12 protein-coding genes are annotated in these 17376 nt (G+C 64.5%); 9 read left to right on the top strand and 3 right to left on the bottom strand.

From position 1 onward, the window contains the following. The first annotated feature begins 61 nt into the window (after nt 1-61). The gene (locus H6678_11775) at nt 62-4129 is read left to right on the top strand and encodes a tandem-95 repeat protein (protein MCB9474482.1); all 4068 of its coding nucleotides are present in this window, start codon (nt 62-64) and stop codon (nt 4127-4129) included. 87 nt (nt 4130-4216) lie between these two features. Here H6678_11775 and H6678_11770 read toward each other — a convergent pair whose 3' ends face one another. After that, on the bottom strand, nt 4217-5350 hold the full coding sequence (locus tag H6678_11770; protein MCB9474481.1) for a hypothetical protein: 1134 nt from the start codon (nt 5348-5350) through the stop codon (nt 4217-4219). Nucleotides 5351-5657: 307 nt separating this feature from the next. On the opposite strand from H6678_11770, the gene H6678_11765 reads away from it, so the two are divergent. From H6678_11765 to H6678_11730, 8 genes are all read left to right on the top strand, one after another. Then, nucleotides 5658-8453 (top strand): S8 family serine peptidase, encoded by a 2796-nt coding sequence (locus H6678_11765; protein ID MCB9474480.1) that lies wholly within the window; start codon nt 5658-5660, stop codon nt 8451-8453. A 151-nt stretch (nt 8454-8604) separates the two neighbouring features. Next, nucleotides 8605-9726, top strand: a complete 1122-nt coding sequence (locus tag H6678_11760; protein ID MCB9474479.1) for a hypothetical protein — start codon at nt 8605-8607, stop codon at nt 9724-9726. Further along, nucleotides 9723-10376: a response regulator transcription factor gene (locus H6678_11755; protein MCB9474478.1), complete on the top strand. Its 654-nt coding sequence runs from the start codon at nt 9723-9725 to the stop codon at nt 10374-10376. The genes H6678_11760 and H6678_11755 overlap by 4 nt, the downstream gene beginning before the upstream one ends. Before the next feature lie 148 nt (nt 10377-10524). Then, the gene (locus H6678_11750) at nt 10525-11739 is read left to right on the top strand and encodes an ammonium transporter (GenBank protein MCB9474477.1); all 1215 of its coding nucleotides are present in this window, start codon (nt 10525-10527) and stop codon (nt 11737-11739) included. An 8-nt stretch (nt 11740-11747) separates the two neighbouring features. Further along, nucleotides 11748-12740 (top strand): outer membrane beta-barrel protein, encoded by a 993-nt coding sequence (locus tag H6678_11745; protein MCB9474476.1) that lies wholly within the window; start codon nt 11748-11750, stop codon nt 12738-12740. 362 nt (nt 12741-13102) lie between these two features. Continuing rightward, nucleotides 13103-14341: a T9SS type A sorting domain-containing protein gene (locus tag H6678_11740; protein MCB9474475.1), complete on the top strand. Its 1239-nt coding sequence runs from the start codon at nt 13103-13105 to the stop codon at nt 14339-14341. A 184-nt stretch (nt 14342-14525) separates the two neighbouring features. Continuing rightward, entirely contained in the window at nt 14526-14810 is a 285-nt protein-coding gene (locus H6678_11735; protein MCB9474474.1) for a hypothetical protein, read from the top strand. Between the two features lie 116 nt (nt 14811-14926). Continuing rightward, nucleotides 14927-15766, top strand: a complete 840-nt coding sequence (locus H6678_11730; GenBank protein ID MCB9474473.1) for a glycosyltransferase family 2 protein — start codon at nt 14927-14929, stop codon at nt 15764-15766. A gap of 16 nt (nt 15767-15782) precedes the next feature. On the opposite strand, the gene H6678_11725 is transcribed toward H6678_11730, so the two are convergent. Both H6678_11725 and H6678_11720 read right to left on the bottom strand, forming a co-directional pair. Next, nucleotides 15783-16547: a hypothetical protein gene (locus tag H6678_11725; protein MCB9474472.1), complete on the bottom strand. Its 765-nt coding sequence runs from the start codon at nt 16545-16547 to the stop codon at nt 15783-15785. Continuing rightward, entirely contained in the window at nt 16540-17337 is a 798-nt protein-coding gene (locus H6678_11720; protein MCB9474471.1) for a class I SAM-dependent methyltransferase, read from the bottom strand. Before H6678_11720 ends, H6678_11725 begins: the two co-directional genes overlap by 8 nt. Between the last annotated feature and the right edge of the window lie 39 nt (nt 17338-17376).

Genomic DNA, 17376 nt, shown 5'->3' with positions numbered 1-17376 from the left:
GCTGATTGCCGATTCGTACTATTGCGCGATTCTGAAATCCACCTGTTACCTGGAGTCCAGCATGAAACAATGGATGATACCCCTGCTGCTTGCTCTGGCTGGAGTGAGCCACGCCGAACATCAGATCGACTTCGATCCGAATCTGTTCACCGGCAGCGCGGCACCCGCGCACGTCTATGCGAACATCGGTTTTCCCACGGGCGTCGACTACGAGGCCGATCTCAGTGGTCCCTCAGGCTTTCCCCTGATGTACCACGCGGTCTGGACGCGTGACGACGAGATTCTCAATGCCGCTCCGATCAATTCGATCACCATTGACTATGGGTGCAGCACCGAAACGCTCACCCTGAACCCTTTCACGGTGTTCTACATCCCGGGTCCGGCCAATCCGCCCTCGGGACCGACCAGCTTTCCCACCATGCACTGTGATGCGGTGAACCTGCCCCCGATGGGCTTCGATCTGCTGAGCCCGGCCAACGGCAGCGTGGATCAGGCCAGCCCCGTGACGTTGAGCTGGCAGGCCAGCAGCGATTTCGAGATGGAGGACCTGACCTATACGGTATACGTTGCCACCTCGCCCGATGGGCTCGACGGCTTTCCCGTGTCCTCGGGCATCGACCTGCTGAGTTATAGCTTCAGCGGTGATCCGGGTGTCACCTACTACTGGACCGTCTCCGTGGAGGACACGGCCGACCACCTGGTCTGGGCCGACAGCACCTTCAGTTTCACCTTCTTCGATCCGGGCACGCCTCCGCTGCTGAATCCGGTGAACGACCAGTCCACATTCGAGGAGACACCGCTCCAGATCTATGTGTCCGCCAGCGACAACGAGGACGGTGATTTCCTGGACTTCGAAGCCAGTTCAAGCGATCCGCGCGTGTCGCTGCAGATCGAAGAACCGGTGGAGTATCAGGACTGCAACCTGACGCTGATTCCCGGTCTGGATTTCTACGGTGAGGTGACCATCACCTTGAGCGTCACCGACAGCGACGGCAACACGGACCAGGGCTCCTTCCTGCTCACGGTCAACAATGTGAACGATCCGCCCAGCGCTTTCAGCCTGCTGCTGCCCGAGGACGAGGCCGTGCTGAACGTGACCACGGCCCAGCTCCTCTGGCAGTCGGGCTCCGATCCCGATCCCGTGGACGACTTCTACTACAGCGTGTTCCTTTCCACCGACGAGAACACGGTCTGGGATGTCGAGAACGAGGTGGCCAGCTGGATTTCCGACACCACCCTGTACCACGAGATCCTCAGCCCGGGCCCCTGGTACTGGGGTGTGCGCACCTACGACTCCAGCGAGAGCGAGACCGACAGCCCCGTCTGGAGTTTCACCCGCAATCTGCCGCCAGTGCTTGACGCCGTGGACGACCAGGTCTTTGACGAGGACACCGGCGTGGACCTTGAGGTGAGCGCCACCGACCCCGATTCACCCACGCTGGAGTTCCAGTTCGCCAGCAGCGACCCCAATCTGGTGGTCGAGCTGGTGCCCGCGCGCGACTCACGCCTGATCAGCCTGACCCCCGCAGCCGACTGGTATGGCGAGGCGGACGTCACCGTGACGGTGACCGACCTCACCGATCTGGAAGACAGCATCAGTTTCCATGTGACCGTCAGCCCCACCGCCGATGCCCCCCAGGCCTTCGACCTGCTGGCCCCAGCGGATGAGGCCACCATGGTCGCCTTCCCCGCCACTCTGAGCTGGGAAGAAAGTGTGGACCCCGACCTTGAAGACACCGTGACCTATACGGTATACGTCGCCGAAGATCCCGAGTCCGTCACCACCAGCCCCGTGGAAGGTGGTCTGTTCGATACCAGCGTGACCGTGGGCGGCACGCCCGGTGCCACCTACTGGTGGACCGTCAAGGCCGACGACGGCAACAGCGCTCCGGTCTGGGCCACCAGCGTGTTCTCCTTCACCTATGATCTCGAGAACCAGCCTCCGATCCTGAATCCGATCGGCGCGCGCCAGACCAACGAAGACACCCAGACAAGTTTCGTGGTCACCGGATATGATCCCGAAGAAGCGGGTCTGACCTTCGACGTCTCCTCCGATACCAGCGGCGTCGTGGCGGAATGGCTGACCCTGCGTGAGTCCCAGTGGCTCACCCTGAGCCCCGTGGCCAACTGGAACGGCACGGCGCACATCACCGTGACCCTGACCGACCCCGAGCTGCTCGAGACCTCGGAAACCTTCACCCTGACGGTGCTGCCGGTGAACGACCCACCCACGGTGAGCGAGTTCAACATGTACACACCGGAAGACACGCCCGCCACCATTCCCTGGGAAGGTGAGGATGTGGACGGCGATGAGCTGACCTACGAGACCTTCGGTGCCGCCCATGGAATCGTCGAAGGCAATACCTACATCCCGTTCCCCGACTGGAACGGCTTCGATGCCTTCGCCTATCGCGCCTTCGACGGCACGGTCTGGTCCTTCTGGACGGCCATCCAGGTCAACATCGAGCCGATCAACGACGCCCCGCTGCTCGACCTGCCCGCCAGCCTGACCATGGCCGAGGACGATTCGCTGGTGCTTGACTTCACCGACTTCATGTCCGACGTGGACATGGACAGCCTGGTGATCAGCGTGGCCACCCCCACCGATCTGATCGTGAACATCACGGGCTACGATGTGGTGGTGGGCGCGCCCGCCAACTGGTCCGGCGAGGAGACGCTGACCTTCACCATCGACGACCGCGCCCTGCGCCTGGTCGCCAGTGACACCCTGCACGTGAGCGTGAGCGCCGTGAACGACGCCCCCACCGCGGGCAGCCTGAGCCTGGACACCGACGAGGACACCGCGCTGGACGTGACCCTGCCGATCGCCGACGTGGAAGGCTCGCCCTTGACCGTCACGATCGACACCGCCCCACTGCATGGCCTCTTCGCCGGCAGCACGTATACGCCTGCCCCCGATTTCTTCGGCAGTGACTCCATGTCCTACCACGCCAACGACGGCGAACTGGATTCGGAGACCGCCTGGATCTTCTTCACCGTGAACCCGGTGAACGATGCTCCGCTGGCCGACTCCCAGGTCCTGGAGACGCCCGAGGAGACGACCCTGGCGATCACCTTCAGCGGCAGCGACGTGGATGGCGACGAACTGACCTTCGTCACCGTGGACATGCCCCAGCACGGCAGTTTCCTCGGCGGAAACTACACGCCCGTGCTGGACTTCTTCGGACTGGACTCCCTGAGCTTCCGGGCCGACGATGGTCTGGCCCAGTCGGATCTGGCCTGGGTCGTGATCACCGTGCTGAACCAGAACGATTGCCCGGTGCTGGTCACTCCCTTCGAGGATGTGAGCATGCCCGAGCCCGATGAGGACATGGTGTACACGATTACCGGTGCCGAACTGATCAGCCACTACATCGACCCCGACGGGGACGTGATCAATGCCGACGACGTCTCGGTGAACGTGCCCGCCAACTTCAATGGCACCCTGGCCGTGAACTATTCGATCACCAGTGGCGAATGCAGTGACCAGGGCAGTTTCGATCTGCTGGTCACGGCCGTGAACGACGCGCCCGAGTACAGTCTCTGCGGCATCGACTGCGGCGAGATCGAGGACCTGGAAGCCTTCGCCACCGCCTTCGCCAGCGCGGGCATCACGCTGAACGACATCGACGGCGACAGCCTGAGCGTGGTCTGGTTCGTCAACGACGAGATGGTGTGCACCCAGGCCTTTGACAGCACAGCCGATTGCGCAGCTTTCTGTCTGGACCTGACGCCCTGGATTGAGGACCCGCAGGACATCACGGTGTACGCCGAAGTGCACGATGACAGCACGGTGGTCAACGCCGGCGGTGTGGACTGCAGCTGGTTCCTGGGCTTCCTCGATCTGGCCGATGCGGCTCTGCCCGACCGCTTCCAGCTGTCGCCCAATCACCCGAATCCCTTCAACCCCAGCACGACCATCTCCTTCGGTCTGCCGCGCGAGATGCGCCTGCGGGCCGAAGTCTTCAACCTGCGCGGCCAGCGCGTGGCCGTGTTGCAGGACGGGCCGCTGCCCGCGGGCAACCATCGGATGATCTGGAACGCCGGCGATTCCGCCAGCGGCATGTACGTGCTGGTGCTCTCCACCGAAGACGGCATCAAGCGTCAGAAGATGCTGCTGGTGCGCTGAGCCCCGGAGCTGACTCACACAACAAGGGGGCGTGTCCGCGGACACGCCCCCTGTGCGATTCCAGACTGTGAGGCGCCAGCGCGCCGGTCAGAAGGCCAGCGAGATGCCCGTGCTGAAACCCGAGTACTTGGCCAGGCTGTAGTCCAGGTTCCAGTTGACGATGCCCAGCCGCAGATTGGTGCCCAGCACCAGGCGCGAGCTGTTCTCGCTTTCGAGGGTGATGTCCACCTTCTCGGTGTACACGCCATCCGGGTAGAGAGCGCTCACCGGTACCGGCACCATCAGGTCGTAGGTCACGCCCATTTCGGCGGACTCGAGCAGGAAACCCGCATAGGGCGTGAGATTCAGGAAGCGCCAGCCCCATTGCTTGCTGGCCGTGACCCCGAAGGCGGTGGCCTTGCAGTCGAAGAGGTTGCCCACCTTCATGCTCTGGGTGAAGAAGCTGAGCGCCAGATCCACGGGCAGCTTGCGGTCCATCCAGATGGCCGGATTGTGCTGGATGCCGAAGCCCGAATACTTGTAGTCACCCAGCTCGGGACTCAGCTCCACCGCGGGCAACCAGCGAACCGTGAAGTTGGTGCCGTAGAAGGTGCCCACCGAGAACTGGGGCACGGTCAGGGGCAGCAACGGCACATCGGCCAGATCGCCAAAGCCACCGAAGGGCAGTTTGACCGCGGCCGCCGGGACATCGTAATCCAGCCCATAGGCGGAATAGGTGGCTCCGGGAAAGGCGATGGTCACGCTGTCGCTGGCCGCGCCGATCACCGTGGCTCCCGAAATCCCCACCGACGTGTACTGGCTGGTGATTTCCTCGATCAATGCATCCCGCACGAACGAAGGCAAAGCTCCACCCTGCTGGTTCTCCATCTCATCCAGCAGGAAATTGGCCTCCGAAGAGCTCAGCCGGAAATCACCATTGACCGAGAAGTGGCCGGCGTCCGTGGGAAAGAAGGATCCCATCAGCACCATGCCCGCTTCGAAACTGAAACCAAGCTTCTTGGCCTGGGGCGCCCGACGGAACCAGCCCGAATTGAGGTTGGCTCCGAAAGCCGAACTGATCGGCGAGAGATAGGAGGCCGCCGCATCCGCGGAAAGGGTCTCAAGGGTTTCCTCCAGACTGCCCGGTTCGGCCGCCTGCGACCGGGGGCACACGAGCAAGGCAAGCAGGCCTGCGCTGGCCAACCACCCCAGGGGGCGCATCATTTTCGATTCTGGCTGCATGAAGCCTCCGCTTTTCCGTGAAACAGGTTGATTGGCGACTCTTCCCACGAGGACGTTCCGGCGCATCCAGGAGAGTGCAAGTGCATGAAAACGCTGGTCCGATCCCACCGGGCGACGATCGACGCAGGGAGTATCGTCAGGATGGAATGGCCAAAAAAGGACTTTTGACGGTCCGGACCGCAATTCGTGCGGACCCGCATTCCGGGCTACCGGCACGCTTGTGGCTTTGGTAGCTTCAATCCCGGCAAGACCCAACCACGTTGCCGACCAACAACCATCCAATCCTGTACCTGCCAAGGAGTCGTCCATGTCCAAGGCTCTGTCCTTTCTCACCATTGCCGGAGGCCTGCTGGCCCTGGCACCCGCGCTGCTCGCCTGGAGCCCTGGAACCACGCCCTGTCAGGCGGGACAGGTCCTGCTCCGCTTCGATCACCATGTCGCCAGCGACAGCGAAGGCCGCTGGTTGCTGAACGAGCCACGCATCAGCAGTCTCAAGCCACTGGTGCCGCGGCTGGACATCTGGCTGGCGACCCTGGAACCCGGGTGGAGCGTGAGCGAAGCCCTGCTGGACCTCGAGCGCAGCCCGGGTCTGCGCTGGGCCCAGGCCGATCACATTCTGGAGAAGCGCCAGACCTTTCCCGATGACCCCAGCTTCGGCACCCAGTGGGACATGCACAACACGGGGCAGTCGGGTGGCACGGTGGACGCCGATATCGACATGCCCGAAGCCTGGGACCTGGGCACCGGCGGGCTGGATGGCAATGGCAACCAGATCGTGGTGGCCATCGTCGACGGCGGCATGGAACTGACTCACAGCAACATTGCCCCCAACCTCTGGATCAACGCGGCCGAAGCATCGGGCACCCCCGGAGTGGACGATGACGGCAACGGCTATGTGGATGACATCAACGGCTGGGATGGCTACAGCAACGACGGCACGATCCCCAGCGACGGACACGGCACCCACGTGGCGGGCACCGTGGGCGCCCGCGGGAATGACAACAGCCAGGTCACGGGCATCAACTGGAACGTGAAACTGATGGCGGTGGCCGCCAGCAGCGGCAGCACCTCGGTGATCAGCGTGGGCTATGGCTACGTGCTGGACCAGAAGACCCTCTGGATTTCCAGTGGCGGCAGCGGCGGTGCCAATGTGGTCTCCACCAACAGCAGTTTCGGAGTGGACCTGGCCAATTGCGCCTCGGGCAGCTACCCGATCTGGAATGATCTCTACGATGCCATGGGCGCCGTGGGCATTCTCAGCGCGGCCGCCACGGCCAATGCCAACTACAATGTGGACACCCAGGGCGATGTGCCCACCAGCTGTTCCAGCCCCTGGCTGATTTCGGTGACCAATACCACGCGCACCGACACCAAGTACAACGGGGCGGGTTACGGCGCCACCACCATCGATCTGGGCGCACCGGGCACGAACGTGCTCTCCACGTATACGGGCAACAGCACGGCCACCCTCACCGGCACCTCGATGGCCACACCCCATCTGGCGGGCGCAGTGGCCTTCCTGCACAGCGTGGCCGGCCCCGGATTCACGGCGGCGTACGCAGCCGATCCTGGTGCGGGCGCGCTGCAGCTCAAGCAGATCATCATGGACAGCGTCGATCCACTGCCCGCACTGGCCGGGATCACGGTCAGCGGAGGCCGGCTGAACCTGTTCTCCGCGGCCCAGCTGATCTCCCAGATCGGCGGTGCCCTGCTGGAAGGCACGGTGAGCGCGGCCAACGGCGGTGCCCCTCTGGCCGGAGCCAGTGTCGTGGCCCAGCCCGGCGATCACGGCACGCTGACCGACGAAGCGGGACACTACAGCCTGGCGCTGCAGCCGGGCCTGTGGACCGTGAGTGCCGAGGCTTTCGGATACGCCGCGCTGAGTCTGCCGGTCGTGCTGCCCGAGGACGGCACCGTGATCCAGAACTTCGACCTGCAGCCCGGAGATGTCGCCCTGCTCAGCGGGACTCTGCTGGACGGCGCCGGACTGCCGCTCGCGGGTGCCGAGGTCGAGGTGCTGGATGTGCCCCTGCCCGCCCAGCTGACCGGCATGGATGGCGGATTCTCCTTCATGCTGCCCGTGGGTGCTGAGTACACGGTGGTCAGCCGCGGCGCCCCGGGAGTGATCCACGAGCCGCAGGCCGCCGACGGCCATGGCTACCGCGCCTTCGATGCCGGCGATGCGGACTGGACCGAGAGCGTGTTCACCATGGGCTCCGAAGGCCATGTGCTGGTGCTGCAGGGACACAACCGGGTGGTGTACGACTGGACCCCCATCGACCCCGAGCAGGGCGGTCCGGGCACGGCGCTGAACTTCACCGATGACGACCAGACCCTGCCCCTGGCGTTGCCTTTCGACTTCCCGTACTACGGACTGCCCTTCTCGAGCCTCTCGGTCTGCGGCAACGGCTGGATCGCGCTGGGCACCAGCAGTGCCACCGAATGGCGCGGCCAGGCGATTCCTCTGGCCGACAATCCCAATGCGGTGCTGGCGCCCTTCTGGGAGGACCTCAGTCCCCAGCAGGCCGCCTCCGGCAACGTGTCCTGGTGGCACGACGCGGCCAACGGACGGTTCATCATCGAGTATCACTCGATTCGCCAGTATTCGCCCGCCACGGATTTCGAGAGCTTCCAGGTGATCCTGCTGGATCCCGTGTCACACCCGACCCAAAGCGGCGACGGGGCGATCGTGTTCCAGTACCAGACCGTGGGTGAAACCGACAACACCACCGTGGGCATCGAAGACCCCACTGGAACCGACGGCCTGCAGTACTTCTACGGCCGCTCCGATGGTGTGGGCAACCCGGGCGGCGCGCTGCCGGCCAGCAATCCCGCCATCGCCGATGGGCTGGCCCTGCTCTTCACCACCGGCCTGCTGCCTTCGGCCACCGTGCTGGGCCCCGTGACCGACCTGCAGATCGCCTACCAGACCAACTACCTGCTGCTGAGCTGGAGCCCCGTGAGCGGCGCCCTGCAGTACCGCGTGGAAGGTGCCACGGATCCCACGGGCCCCTGGACGCCCATCGCGACCGTGGGCGCACCCGGGCACAGCGTGGCACTGACGGCGGGCGTGGGCCTGTTCCGGGTGATCGCGCTCAACTGACCCGGGAGTGCCGGCCAGGCCCGGACTCCAGGAATCAGGCAAGGGGACGGAATCCATCCGGGAGTCCGTCCCCTTGTGCATGGTTTGATCCATGTCGGCCCGCCCCAGCTCCGCAGTCCACATCTTGTTGGCCGCCGAAACCGGGAGAACGATGGCGCAAACGCTCGAATACAGACTGCAGGAACGGATCAAGGAACTGCGTGCCCTGCACCGCACGGCCCTGCTGCTTCAGGATGACGGGCAGTCGCCCGCGCTGATCCTGCAGACGGTCGTGGATCTGCTGCCGGAGGCGATGCAGTATCCGCTGGAGACCTCCGCCCGGATCGTGCTGGACGGCACACGCTGGTGCAGCACCGGAGACCGGGACGAGGGGGCGCTGCTCGCGGCCGGGTTCGGAACCCAGACTCGGCGCGCAGGCCGCATCGAGATCCGCAGCTGGCATGGCGAGGCCACCGGCTGGGACACGCTCTTTCTGGACGAAGAGCGGGAGCTGGTGCAATCCCTGGCCCAGATGCTGGGCAGCTGGGCCCAGCGCCGGGAAGCGGAAGCCGCTCTCCAGGACGGGGTCGCCTGGCTGGAAGACACGGTACGCGAACGCACGCGCGAACTGCAGGAAGCCAACGCCCGCCTGCGCGGGCTGGCCCGTGAGCTGTGCCTGACCGAAGCCCGCGAGCGCCGGCAGATCGCCAGCGACCTGCACGATGAACTGGGCCAGACCCTGGCCCTGCTCCGGCTCAAGCTGGGGCAAGCCCGTGGCAACCTGGTCTTCAGCGGACTGGATCACGAGCTGGTGCCCCTGCAGGCACTGGTTGACCGCGCGATCCGCACCACACGCCACCTCACCACCACCCTGAGCCCCCCCGTGCTCTACGAGCTGGGGCTGGCACCCGCGTGCGACTGGCTGGCCGAGGAGTTCCAGCAGCGCCATGGTCTGGCGGTCAGCTGTCGCACGACCCCGGTTCCGGGTGTCTCGGAGGAAGTGCGGGTGTCGCTGTTCAAGGCCGCCCAGGAACTGCTGACCAATTGCTGGAAACACGCACGGGCGACACATGTCGAGCTGAGCCTCGCGACACACGCGGGCAACCTGTTGCTCAGCGTGCGTGACGACGGCCAGGGTTTCGACCCCGACCACATCCAGCGCCAGGATGCCTTCGGCCTGTTCAGCATCCGCACGCGCCTGCGTGACCTGGGTGGCGATCTGGAGCTGGAGAGCCGCCCCGGACACGGCTGCCTGGCCACGCTGCGGGTGCCTCTTGAGGAGACTCCGGCATGAAAGCGTTGATCCGGATCTTCATGGCCGACGACCACCGGCTCTTCCGGACAGGTCTGCGGCTGCTGCTGGAGCGCATGAGCGACGTGGTGATCACGGGCGAGGCCGAGGATGGGCTGCAGGCGCTGGACGCACTGCGCGCCGACCCGCCCGACCTGGCCCTGCTGGACATCTCGATGCCCGGGCTGAACGGCATCGAACTGACCCGCCGTCTGCGGGAATGCTGCCCCGCGTTGCGCATCGTGATGCTGAGCATGCACGGCGAGCGCACCTTCGTGCTCGAGAGCCTGCGCGCGGGCGCGGACGGCTACCTGCTCAAGGATGCCGGCTTCGAGGAGCTGGCCCGCGTGATCCGCGAGGTGCACCGCGGCAACAAGGCCGTTTCCAGTGGCGTGTCCACCCTGCTGGTCGAGGAGCTCTTGCATCCGGTGGCGACCCCGGAAGAGGGAGCCTGGAAGATTCTCACCGCACGCGAACGCCAGGTGCTGCAATTGCTGGCCGAAGGCCGCAGCACGCGCGAGATGGCCGGGACCCTCAACCTGAGCGCCAAGACCGTGGAAAGCCACCGCAAGCAGCTGATGGACAAGCTGGATCTGCACAGCGTGGCCGAACTCACCAAATACGCCATCCGCGAAGGCCTGACCCAGCTCTAGCCGCCCCGCCAGCGCGCCGACACGCGCCAACAAGGAATTCCCTCCCCTCCTTTCAGGAAATCCCCGATGGGCAGGCAGGCTGCGCTGCCGGACCTTGGGGCATCCATGAGCCCGGACCCCCCGGGCCGGAAATCACCAAGGAGCGAGGATGTTCGACACCGGCAACACGGGCTTCATGCTCGTGGCAACTTCCCTCGTGATGCTGATGACTCCCGGGCTGGCCTTCTTCTACGGCGGCCTGGTGGGACGGCGCAACGTGCTCAGCATCATGATCCAGAGCTTCGTCTCGATGGGCGTGACCACCATCCTGTGGTACGCGGTGGGCTTCTCGCTCTGCTTCAGTGGCGGAGAGGGCGGCATCATCGGCAACCTGGACATGGCCTTCCTGCAGGGCATCGACTCCACCACGGCATACGGCAATGGGGCGATCCCGATGCTGGTCTTCGTGGGCTACCAGATGATGTTCGCGATCATCACGCCCGCCCTGATCACGGGCGCCTTCTCCAACCGGGTGCGCTTTCCGGCCTACCTGATCTTCCTGGTGCTCTGGCTGCTGCTGGTGTACTTCCCCTTCGTGCACATGATCTGGGGCGGCGGCCTGCTGGCCAGTTGGGGCGTGCTGGACTTCGCCGGCGGCATCGCGGTACACAACATCGCGGGCATGGCGGCCCTGGCCTCGGTGCTCTATGTGGGTCGGCGCCGGGTCGAAGATCCCCAGCCCCACTCGATTCCGCTGGTGGCGCTGGGCACGGGCCTGCTCTGGTTCGGCTGGTACGGATTCAACGCCGGCAGCGAACTGGCGGTGGACCGTTTCACGGCCCTGGCCTTCTTCAACACGGACATCGCCGCCTCCTTCGCGGCCATCACCTGGCTGATCGTCGAATGGACCTCCACGCGCAAGCCGCGCTTCGTGGGCCTGCTGACCGGCGCGGTCGCCGGCCTGGCCACCATCACCCCGGCGGCGGCATACGTCTCAACCGGACACGCCGCGCTGATAGGCGTGGCGGCCGGCCTGGTGTGTTACGCGGCCGTGGGCCTGAAGAACCGGCTGGGCTGGGATGACGCGCTGGACGTCTGGGGCGTGCACGGCATGGGCGGTGCCCTGGGCATCGTGATGCTGGGCATTCTGGGCAGCACCGTGGTGAATCCCAATGGCGCCGACGGCCTGATTTACGGTGGCAGTGCCTTCTTCGGCAAACAGCTGGCCGCGATCGCGATCTCCAGCGTGTACGCCTTCGTGTTCACCTGGGGAATGCTCTGGCTGATCAATCTCGTCACTCCGGTACGGACCACCGAAGTCGAGGAAAGCCTGCTGGACGAGTCCCTGCACGGCGAAAAGGCCTACGAAACCAACACCCTCTAGGAGACACCATGAGAAACCTGCTGCTTCTCAGCCTCTGCGCCGGAAGTGCCCTGGCCCAGGTGGACCTGTCGGGCTTCGTGGACGCCAGCCTGCGCTACGATGCCGATCCCCGGGCCCTGGCCTTCAGTACCGATCAGGTGGAACTGGACCTGGTGCGCCAGTCGGACGATGGTGTCCTGCTGCGTGCCGATCTGGACTTCAGCGATGATGGCGCCGGGGGCTGGGCCGCCGCCGTGGAACAGGGATACCTGTCCCTGGGACTTCCCGGATCCTGGGACGCCCGCCTCAGTCTGGGCCGCTTCAATGCACCCATTGGCTTCGAATCGCTGGATGCCCCGGACATGTACCAGTACAGCCACTCTCTCGTCTTCGACTATGGGTTACCCACCAACTTCACCGGAGCGCGCACCGATCTGCAGCTGCGCCCCGGGCTGGATCTGGTGCTGATACTGGCCAACAGCTGGGATGCGAACACGGAAACCGACATGGAGAAAACTTTCGCGGGCCGCCTGGGGGGCCAGCTGGGAGACTTCTCCGGCGGCTTCTCGTGGATTGCCGACCCGGAAGTCACGGGCGACGATGGCCAGCTGGTGCTGGATCTGGACGCCCGCTGGGAACACGGAGCCTGGCTGCTGGGACTGGAAGTCAACACGGGCAGCTACACCGATGCCGCAGGCAACGATGGCAGCTGGACCGGCTTTCTGCTGATGAGTCACTGGACCATCAATGAGACACTGGGCCTGACCCTGCGGGTGGACCAGTTCGACGACGCCGACATGCTGCGTCTGGGCGAGGCCTTCATCGACCCGGTCAGCGGCGCCATTTCGGGCGTGACGCGCAGCTCGCTCACCATCGCTCCCACATTCACTCTTGGCGAAAAGCTGGGCGCGGTGCTCGAATTCCGCCTGGACAGCGTGGATCAGAAAATCTGGCTGGACGAGGACGGCGCGGCCACCGACTCCCGTTTCGCCATTGCCGCCGAAATGACCTACGGTTTCTGACCCCTGGCCAGCGAAACCTGCGAACACCCGTCCAGCTGGGCGGGTGTTCTGTCTCCAGCCCGGTCGACCGGCTTTCCTGCTCCTGTGCAGGCAGCCCCGACGCCATTTTCCAGAGGGGTGATTGCCGATCGCCCTTCCGCTGGATCGTTCCTACCTTGCAGGCGCCCCTGGCGCGAACCTGAACTTCGCGGCGCGAGTGTCCGATAAACCGGACCACACGGCAAAGAACAAACACCACAGCAAAGACCCGATCCGTCTGCTCCGCGCTCCCCGGGAGCGTCCTGTCGCATACCCTGCCTGCGGGCAGCCCATCGCTCTGTCGGGTACAGGACTCCCGACACCACACCGAAAGGAACGTGCGCATGAAACGACCCTCGATCCTCTTCCTGCTGCTGGCGGGCAGCCTTCCGGCCCTGGCCAGCTGGCAGGCAGTGAACACCGGGCTGGGCAGCATGGATGTCCGTTCGATCTTCGCCTATCAGGACACCGTGATGGCCGGCACGGCCAGCGGCATTTTCCGCAGCGAGGATGGCACCTCCTGGAGCGCGATCAACGGCAACATCGGCAATACGAGCATCCGCGACCTGAGGGGCGGAGGTGGACCTCGCGTGATCTGGGCCAGCACGGACTCCGGCGCGTACTTCACCCAGGACCAGCAGGAGTACTTCCCCTGCGCCAGCAGCGGCCCGGGAAGCGGCGCGATCAACTACTTCTGGTTCGGCGCGGACAGCGAGGAATTCAACTGGGCTCTGGGCACCGAAGGGCAGGGGGTCTTTGCCGGTCCGGAGGTAGATGGTCCCTGGACGGCCTTCAACAATGGTCTCAGTGGCGATGCGCTCTTCGTCAACGACCTCAGCGGATACGATGACGACGAGATCAGTCCCCGCGTGATCGCGACCGATGCAGGAATCTTTCTTTCCATGGACAACATGGCCAGCTGGACCGACATCAATGACGGACTCAGCGGAGCCGAGCTCCAGGCGCACCGGGTGGTTGTTCTGGGCACTCTGATCATGGCGGCCACCGATGGCGGCCTGATCGCCACACCGGACTACGGCATCACCTGGTATTCCCTCGTCGAGAATCCCGGCGTGTTTCTCACGGTCGCCCTGTATCCCTTCTCCGGCATGGCTCTGGCCTTCGGAGATGCGGGCTATCAGGCGAATGACTTCTTCACCTACAACCCTCTGGACATGAGCGGTGTCAGCGGCGGCCCGATCACCTGTGTCGCCATGACCACAACCCATGTCTACGTGGGCACCCGCAGCGGCGGTGTCTTCCGCGAGGAGATCCAGAATCTCAGCGACATCGCGGACCACCTGCTGGCCGGCCCCCTGGACTACAGGTTGCTGGGCAACTTTCCCAACCCCTTCAATCCCGGCACCCGCATCGACTACTCGCTGGCACAGGCCGGGCAGGTGCGGATCCTCGTGCACGATCTGCTGGGACGCGAAGTGCGCGTCATCGACCGGGGGCCCCAGGCCATGGGTCCGCACGGCTTCTCCTTCGATGCCGGTGCGCTGCCCAGCGGAACCTATTTCTACTCTCTCGAAGTGAACCAGCGCGTGCGTGACACACGCCGCATGACCATCGTCAAATGAACGCCGACCGCCCGGAATGCCTGCCGCATTCCGGGCGGTCTCTCTCCGGACAGCCCACCGGGAGCCTTGCCCGGGCTCTCACCTGACATCACTCCTGTCGTGGTGCCGAGTTCCTTCATCCATCCTTTCGGTTGGAACCGTTTTGCGGGAATGATACTCTTGTGCGCCCCAACAGGAGACTCCCATGACGACCGCGTTCTCACTGCTGGCTCTGGTCAGCCTGCTGGCCGCTCTCCCGCTGCGGGCAATGCCCGGAGGGACCGACCGGCACCCGGTCGAGAGGCAGGCCATGCTGCTGGTGAAGGGCGAACACAATCCACATTCTGGCCCGGGACTGGCACGGATCCTGCTGCCAGACCTGCGGGGTCGCGCACGGCGCACGATGGATGTGGGACCACGGGCGTGCACGAAGGCCGCAGCGATGCCGGCCCGCTGGTCTGCGACAGCTGCCTGTACGCTCGGGGAGTGAGCCGGCGCGCGGAATACAGGCCGGATGACCCTGCAGATGTGATGCACGCCCCCGGGGAAGGTTCCTGGCCTTCTCCCGCGTTTCGGGCCGAAGCCAATCAACGGACACCTTGCCCCATGCTGCCATCACGCCCACTGATCAGCGTGATCATGCCCATTCACAACACTCGGCCCTTTCTGGAGCAGGCCATCGCCTCGGTCGTGGCTCAGACTTGCCCGGACTGGGAACTGATTCTGGTGGATGATGCCTCCACCGATGGCTCGGCCGAGCTGGCCCAAGCCTGGGCCAGGCGGGATGCCCGCTTGCGCTGGGCACGCAATGGCTCACGCCTGGGTGCCGCCGCCACCATGAACCATGGGATCACGCTGGCGAGCGGGGAGTTTCTCTGCTTCCTGGGCAGCGATGACGTGTATCATCCCCGCAAGCTGGAACTGCAGCTGGAACACATGCTCGCCCATGGCTGCAGTTTTTCGCAGACCGGCCACCATCGCTGTTCGGAGGACCTTGGACTCTGGAGCCTGCCCATTCTGCCAGCTGAGCGTGTCGTCCATGGGGATCTGACACGGATCAATCGCATCGCCAGTGCCACGGTGATGCTCAGGGCGGCGGCATATCCTGACCTGGCGTATCCGGATTGGCCAGCCAGAGCGGACTACGTACTCTGGCTTCGCCTGCTGTCCGCGGGTGGCAGCGTGTGCGGCATTCGCCATTCGCTGTACGGCTACCGACAGCGCCCCGGTGCCATCAGTCGGTCGAGCTTGCTCAGGTACCGTCTGCAGTGGAAGATCCTTCGGGAGGAGCTGGCACTGTCTCCTCCGAAGGCCGGCTGCGGGTTTCTTGCCTGGCTCGTCGCCGGGGTGATGCGGCGAGGAGAGCAGCGACTGCGGGCACACGCCCCGGCGGACTACGACCAGGTTTTTCGGAAACTGGCTCCACCAACCGACTCGCCAGGCTGAGCGGGCCTGTCCCGATTCAGCCGCGGGACCTGCGGAACTCTGCGTCCAGCCGCTCGCGTGCGGCCAGCAGGTCGTGGTACAGTGTGCGTGTCCTTGCCAATTCCGCTCGCAGCTGCTGCACTTCTTCCGCTACCGCCAGGTCCAGAGCCTGGTCCAGATCGTTGACCTGATGGGACCACGTCAAGGGGTGAGTCAGAAACTGGAAGCTGCGCCTCTCCTCGATCCACTCGAGGGGAGTGGCCTGTCTCCAGGCCATCAGGGAATCGGAAATGTAGCCCATTTCCTTTCCCATGAAGGGCTCGCGGTAGGCTTCCCGCCTGATCAGGTCGCCCGGATCGAAGCGTTCGGTGGAACTGGGAAGGTGCTGTGAGGCGGTGTGGATCGGATGCCCCGCCAGATCTTCAAGCAGCGCCAGATCCAGTCGCCAGCGTCTGGCACCCTGTTCCCCACGATAACGTCCGGCCGAAAAATGAAGACCGATTTCATGCCCTCCGGACACCAGTTCGGCAACCAACTCGCGGCTTTCCGCCGAAAGCAGATTGTAGAAGCTGCACTCAACCTGCACGAAGTATGTGGAGCAGACTCCCAATCGGGTTTCGGTGTCGGCACTGACAAGGGCCGCGCGGATGCTGTGATCCAGATCGTGACGCAACAGGAGTCGGGGCGCATCACGGCCGGGCAGAAAATCGCGGAAACACTGGATCCGATAACCCAGCTCGAGTGCCCGTTCAAGAATGCGTCGATAGCCGTCCGGACTGAACCAGGGAAATCCCTCAGCCATCTGGTTCTCCTTGGGATTTGATCATTCGGATCACCGAGATTCGCTTGGTGATGGTGAAGTCGGAGTTGCTGCGGAAGTGCTCGCGGATGCAGCGGCAGACCTGCGCATCGCGGTCTGGATCATGATAGATGTTGCTGCGCCAGTAGGCCTGCAGGCTGTCGGCATCGCCAATGACCACCGGATTCGACAGGCGGTGCTCTTCCACCGTCGCGAACAGCTTGCGCCCCGCGACGGGCAGACGGCGGTCCATGAACTCTTCCGTGATCCGACGTATGCCTTCGGGAATCTCCAGTCCTGCGGATTCCAGCAGCTGAAACCACTCGCGATTGTTGCCCTTGCAGGGTCCCGCGACCAGCAGGAGTCCACCGGGCGCCAGCCGTGAGTGCAGTGCGTCCAGCAGTGCGTCGGGGTTTTCGCTGTAGTACAGCGCATAAGCTGAAACCAGATGGGTCAGCTCGCGGAGCTCCGGTTGGCAGGCCGGGTCGACCAGGCGGTCCATGGACAGTACCAGCGGCCTGATCATGGGAAACTGCGGCACCAGCGTGCGTTCCAGCTCATTCAGGCTTTCGCGTGACAGATCAAGTGCCCAGCAGCATCCGCCCACGCCCAGGTCCCGACAGCAGGCACGCAGCAGATGCCCGGTTCCGCACCCCAGATCCAGCAATCGGCTGGTGGGCTTCAGGGCAAGCTGGGAACGGAGGTGCTGTCCCAGGTCCAGGTTGCCCCGTGTCTCGTTCAGACTGGCCCGGGTGCGCAATGCCCCTGCATCTTCACTGCGGGTGTTCGCCATGCGGAGATTCTCCTGAAGAGGATGAGGGATCTGTGACAC

Source organism: Candidatus Delongbacteria bacterium, from assembly GCA_020634015.1.
Lineage (GTDB): Bacteria > CAIWAD01 > CAIWAD01 > CAIWAD01 > CAIWAD01 > JACKCN01.
The sequence above is the reverse complement of the archived record's forward strand: the minus strand, read 5'-3'. Positions and strand labels throughout refer to the sequence as shown.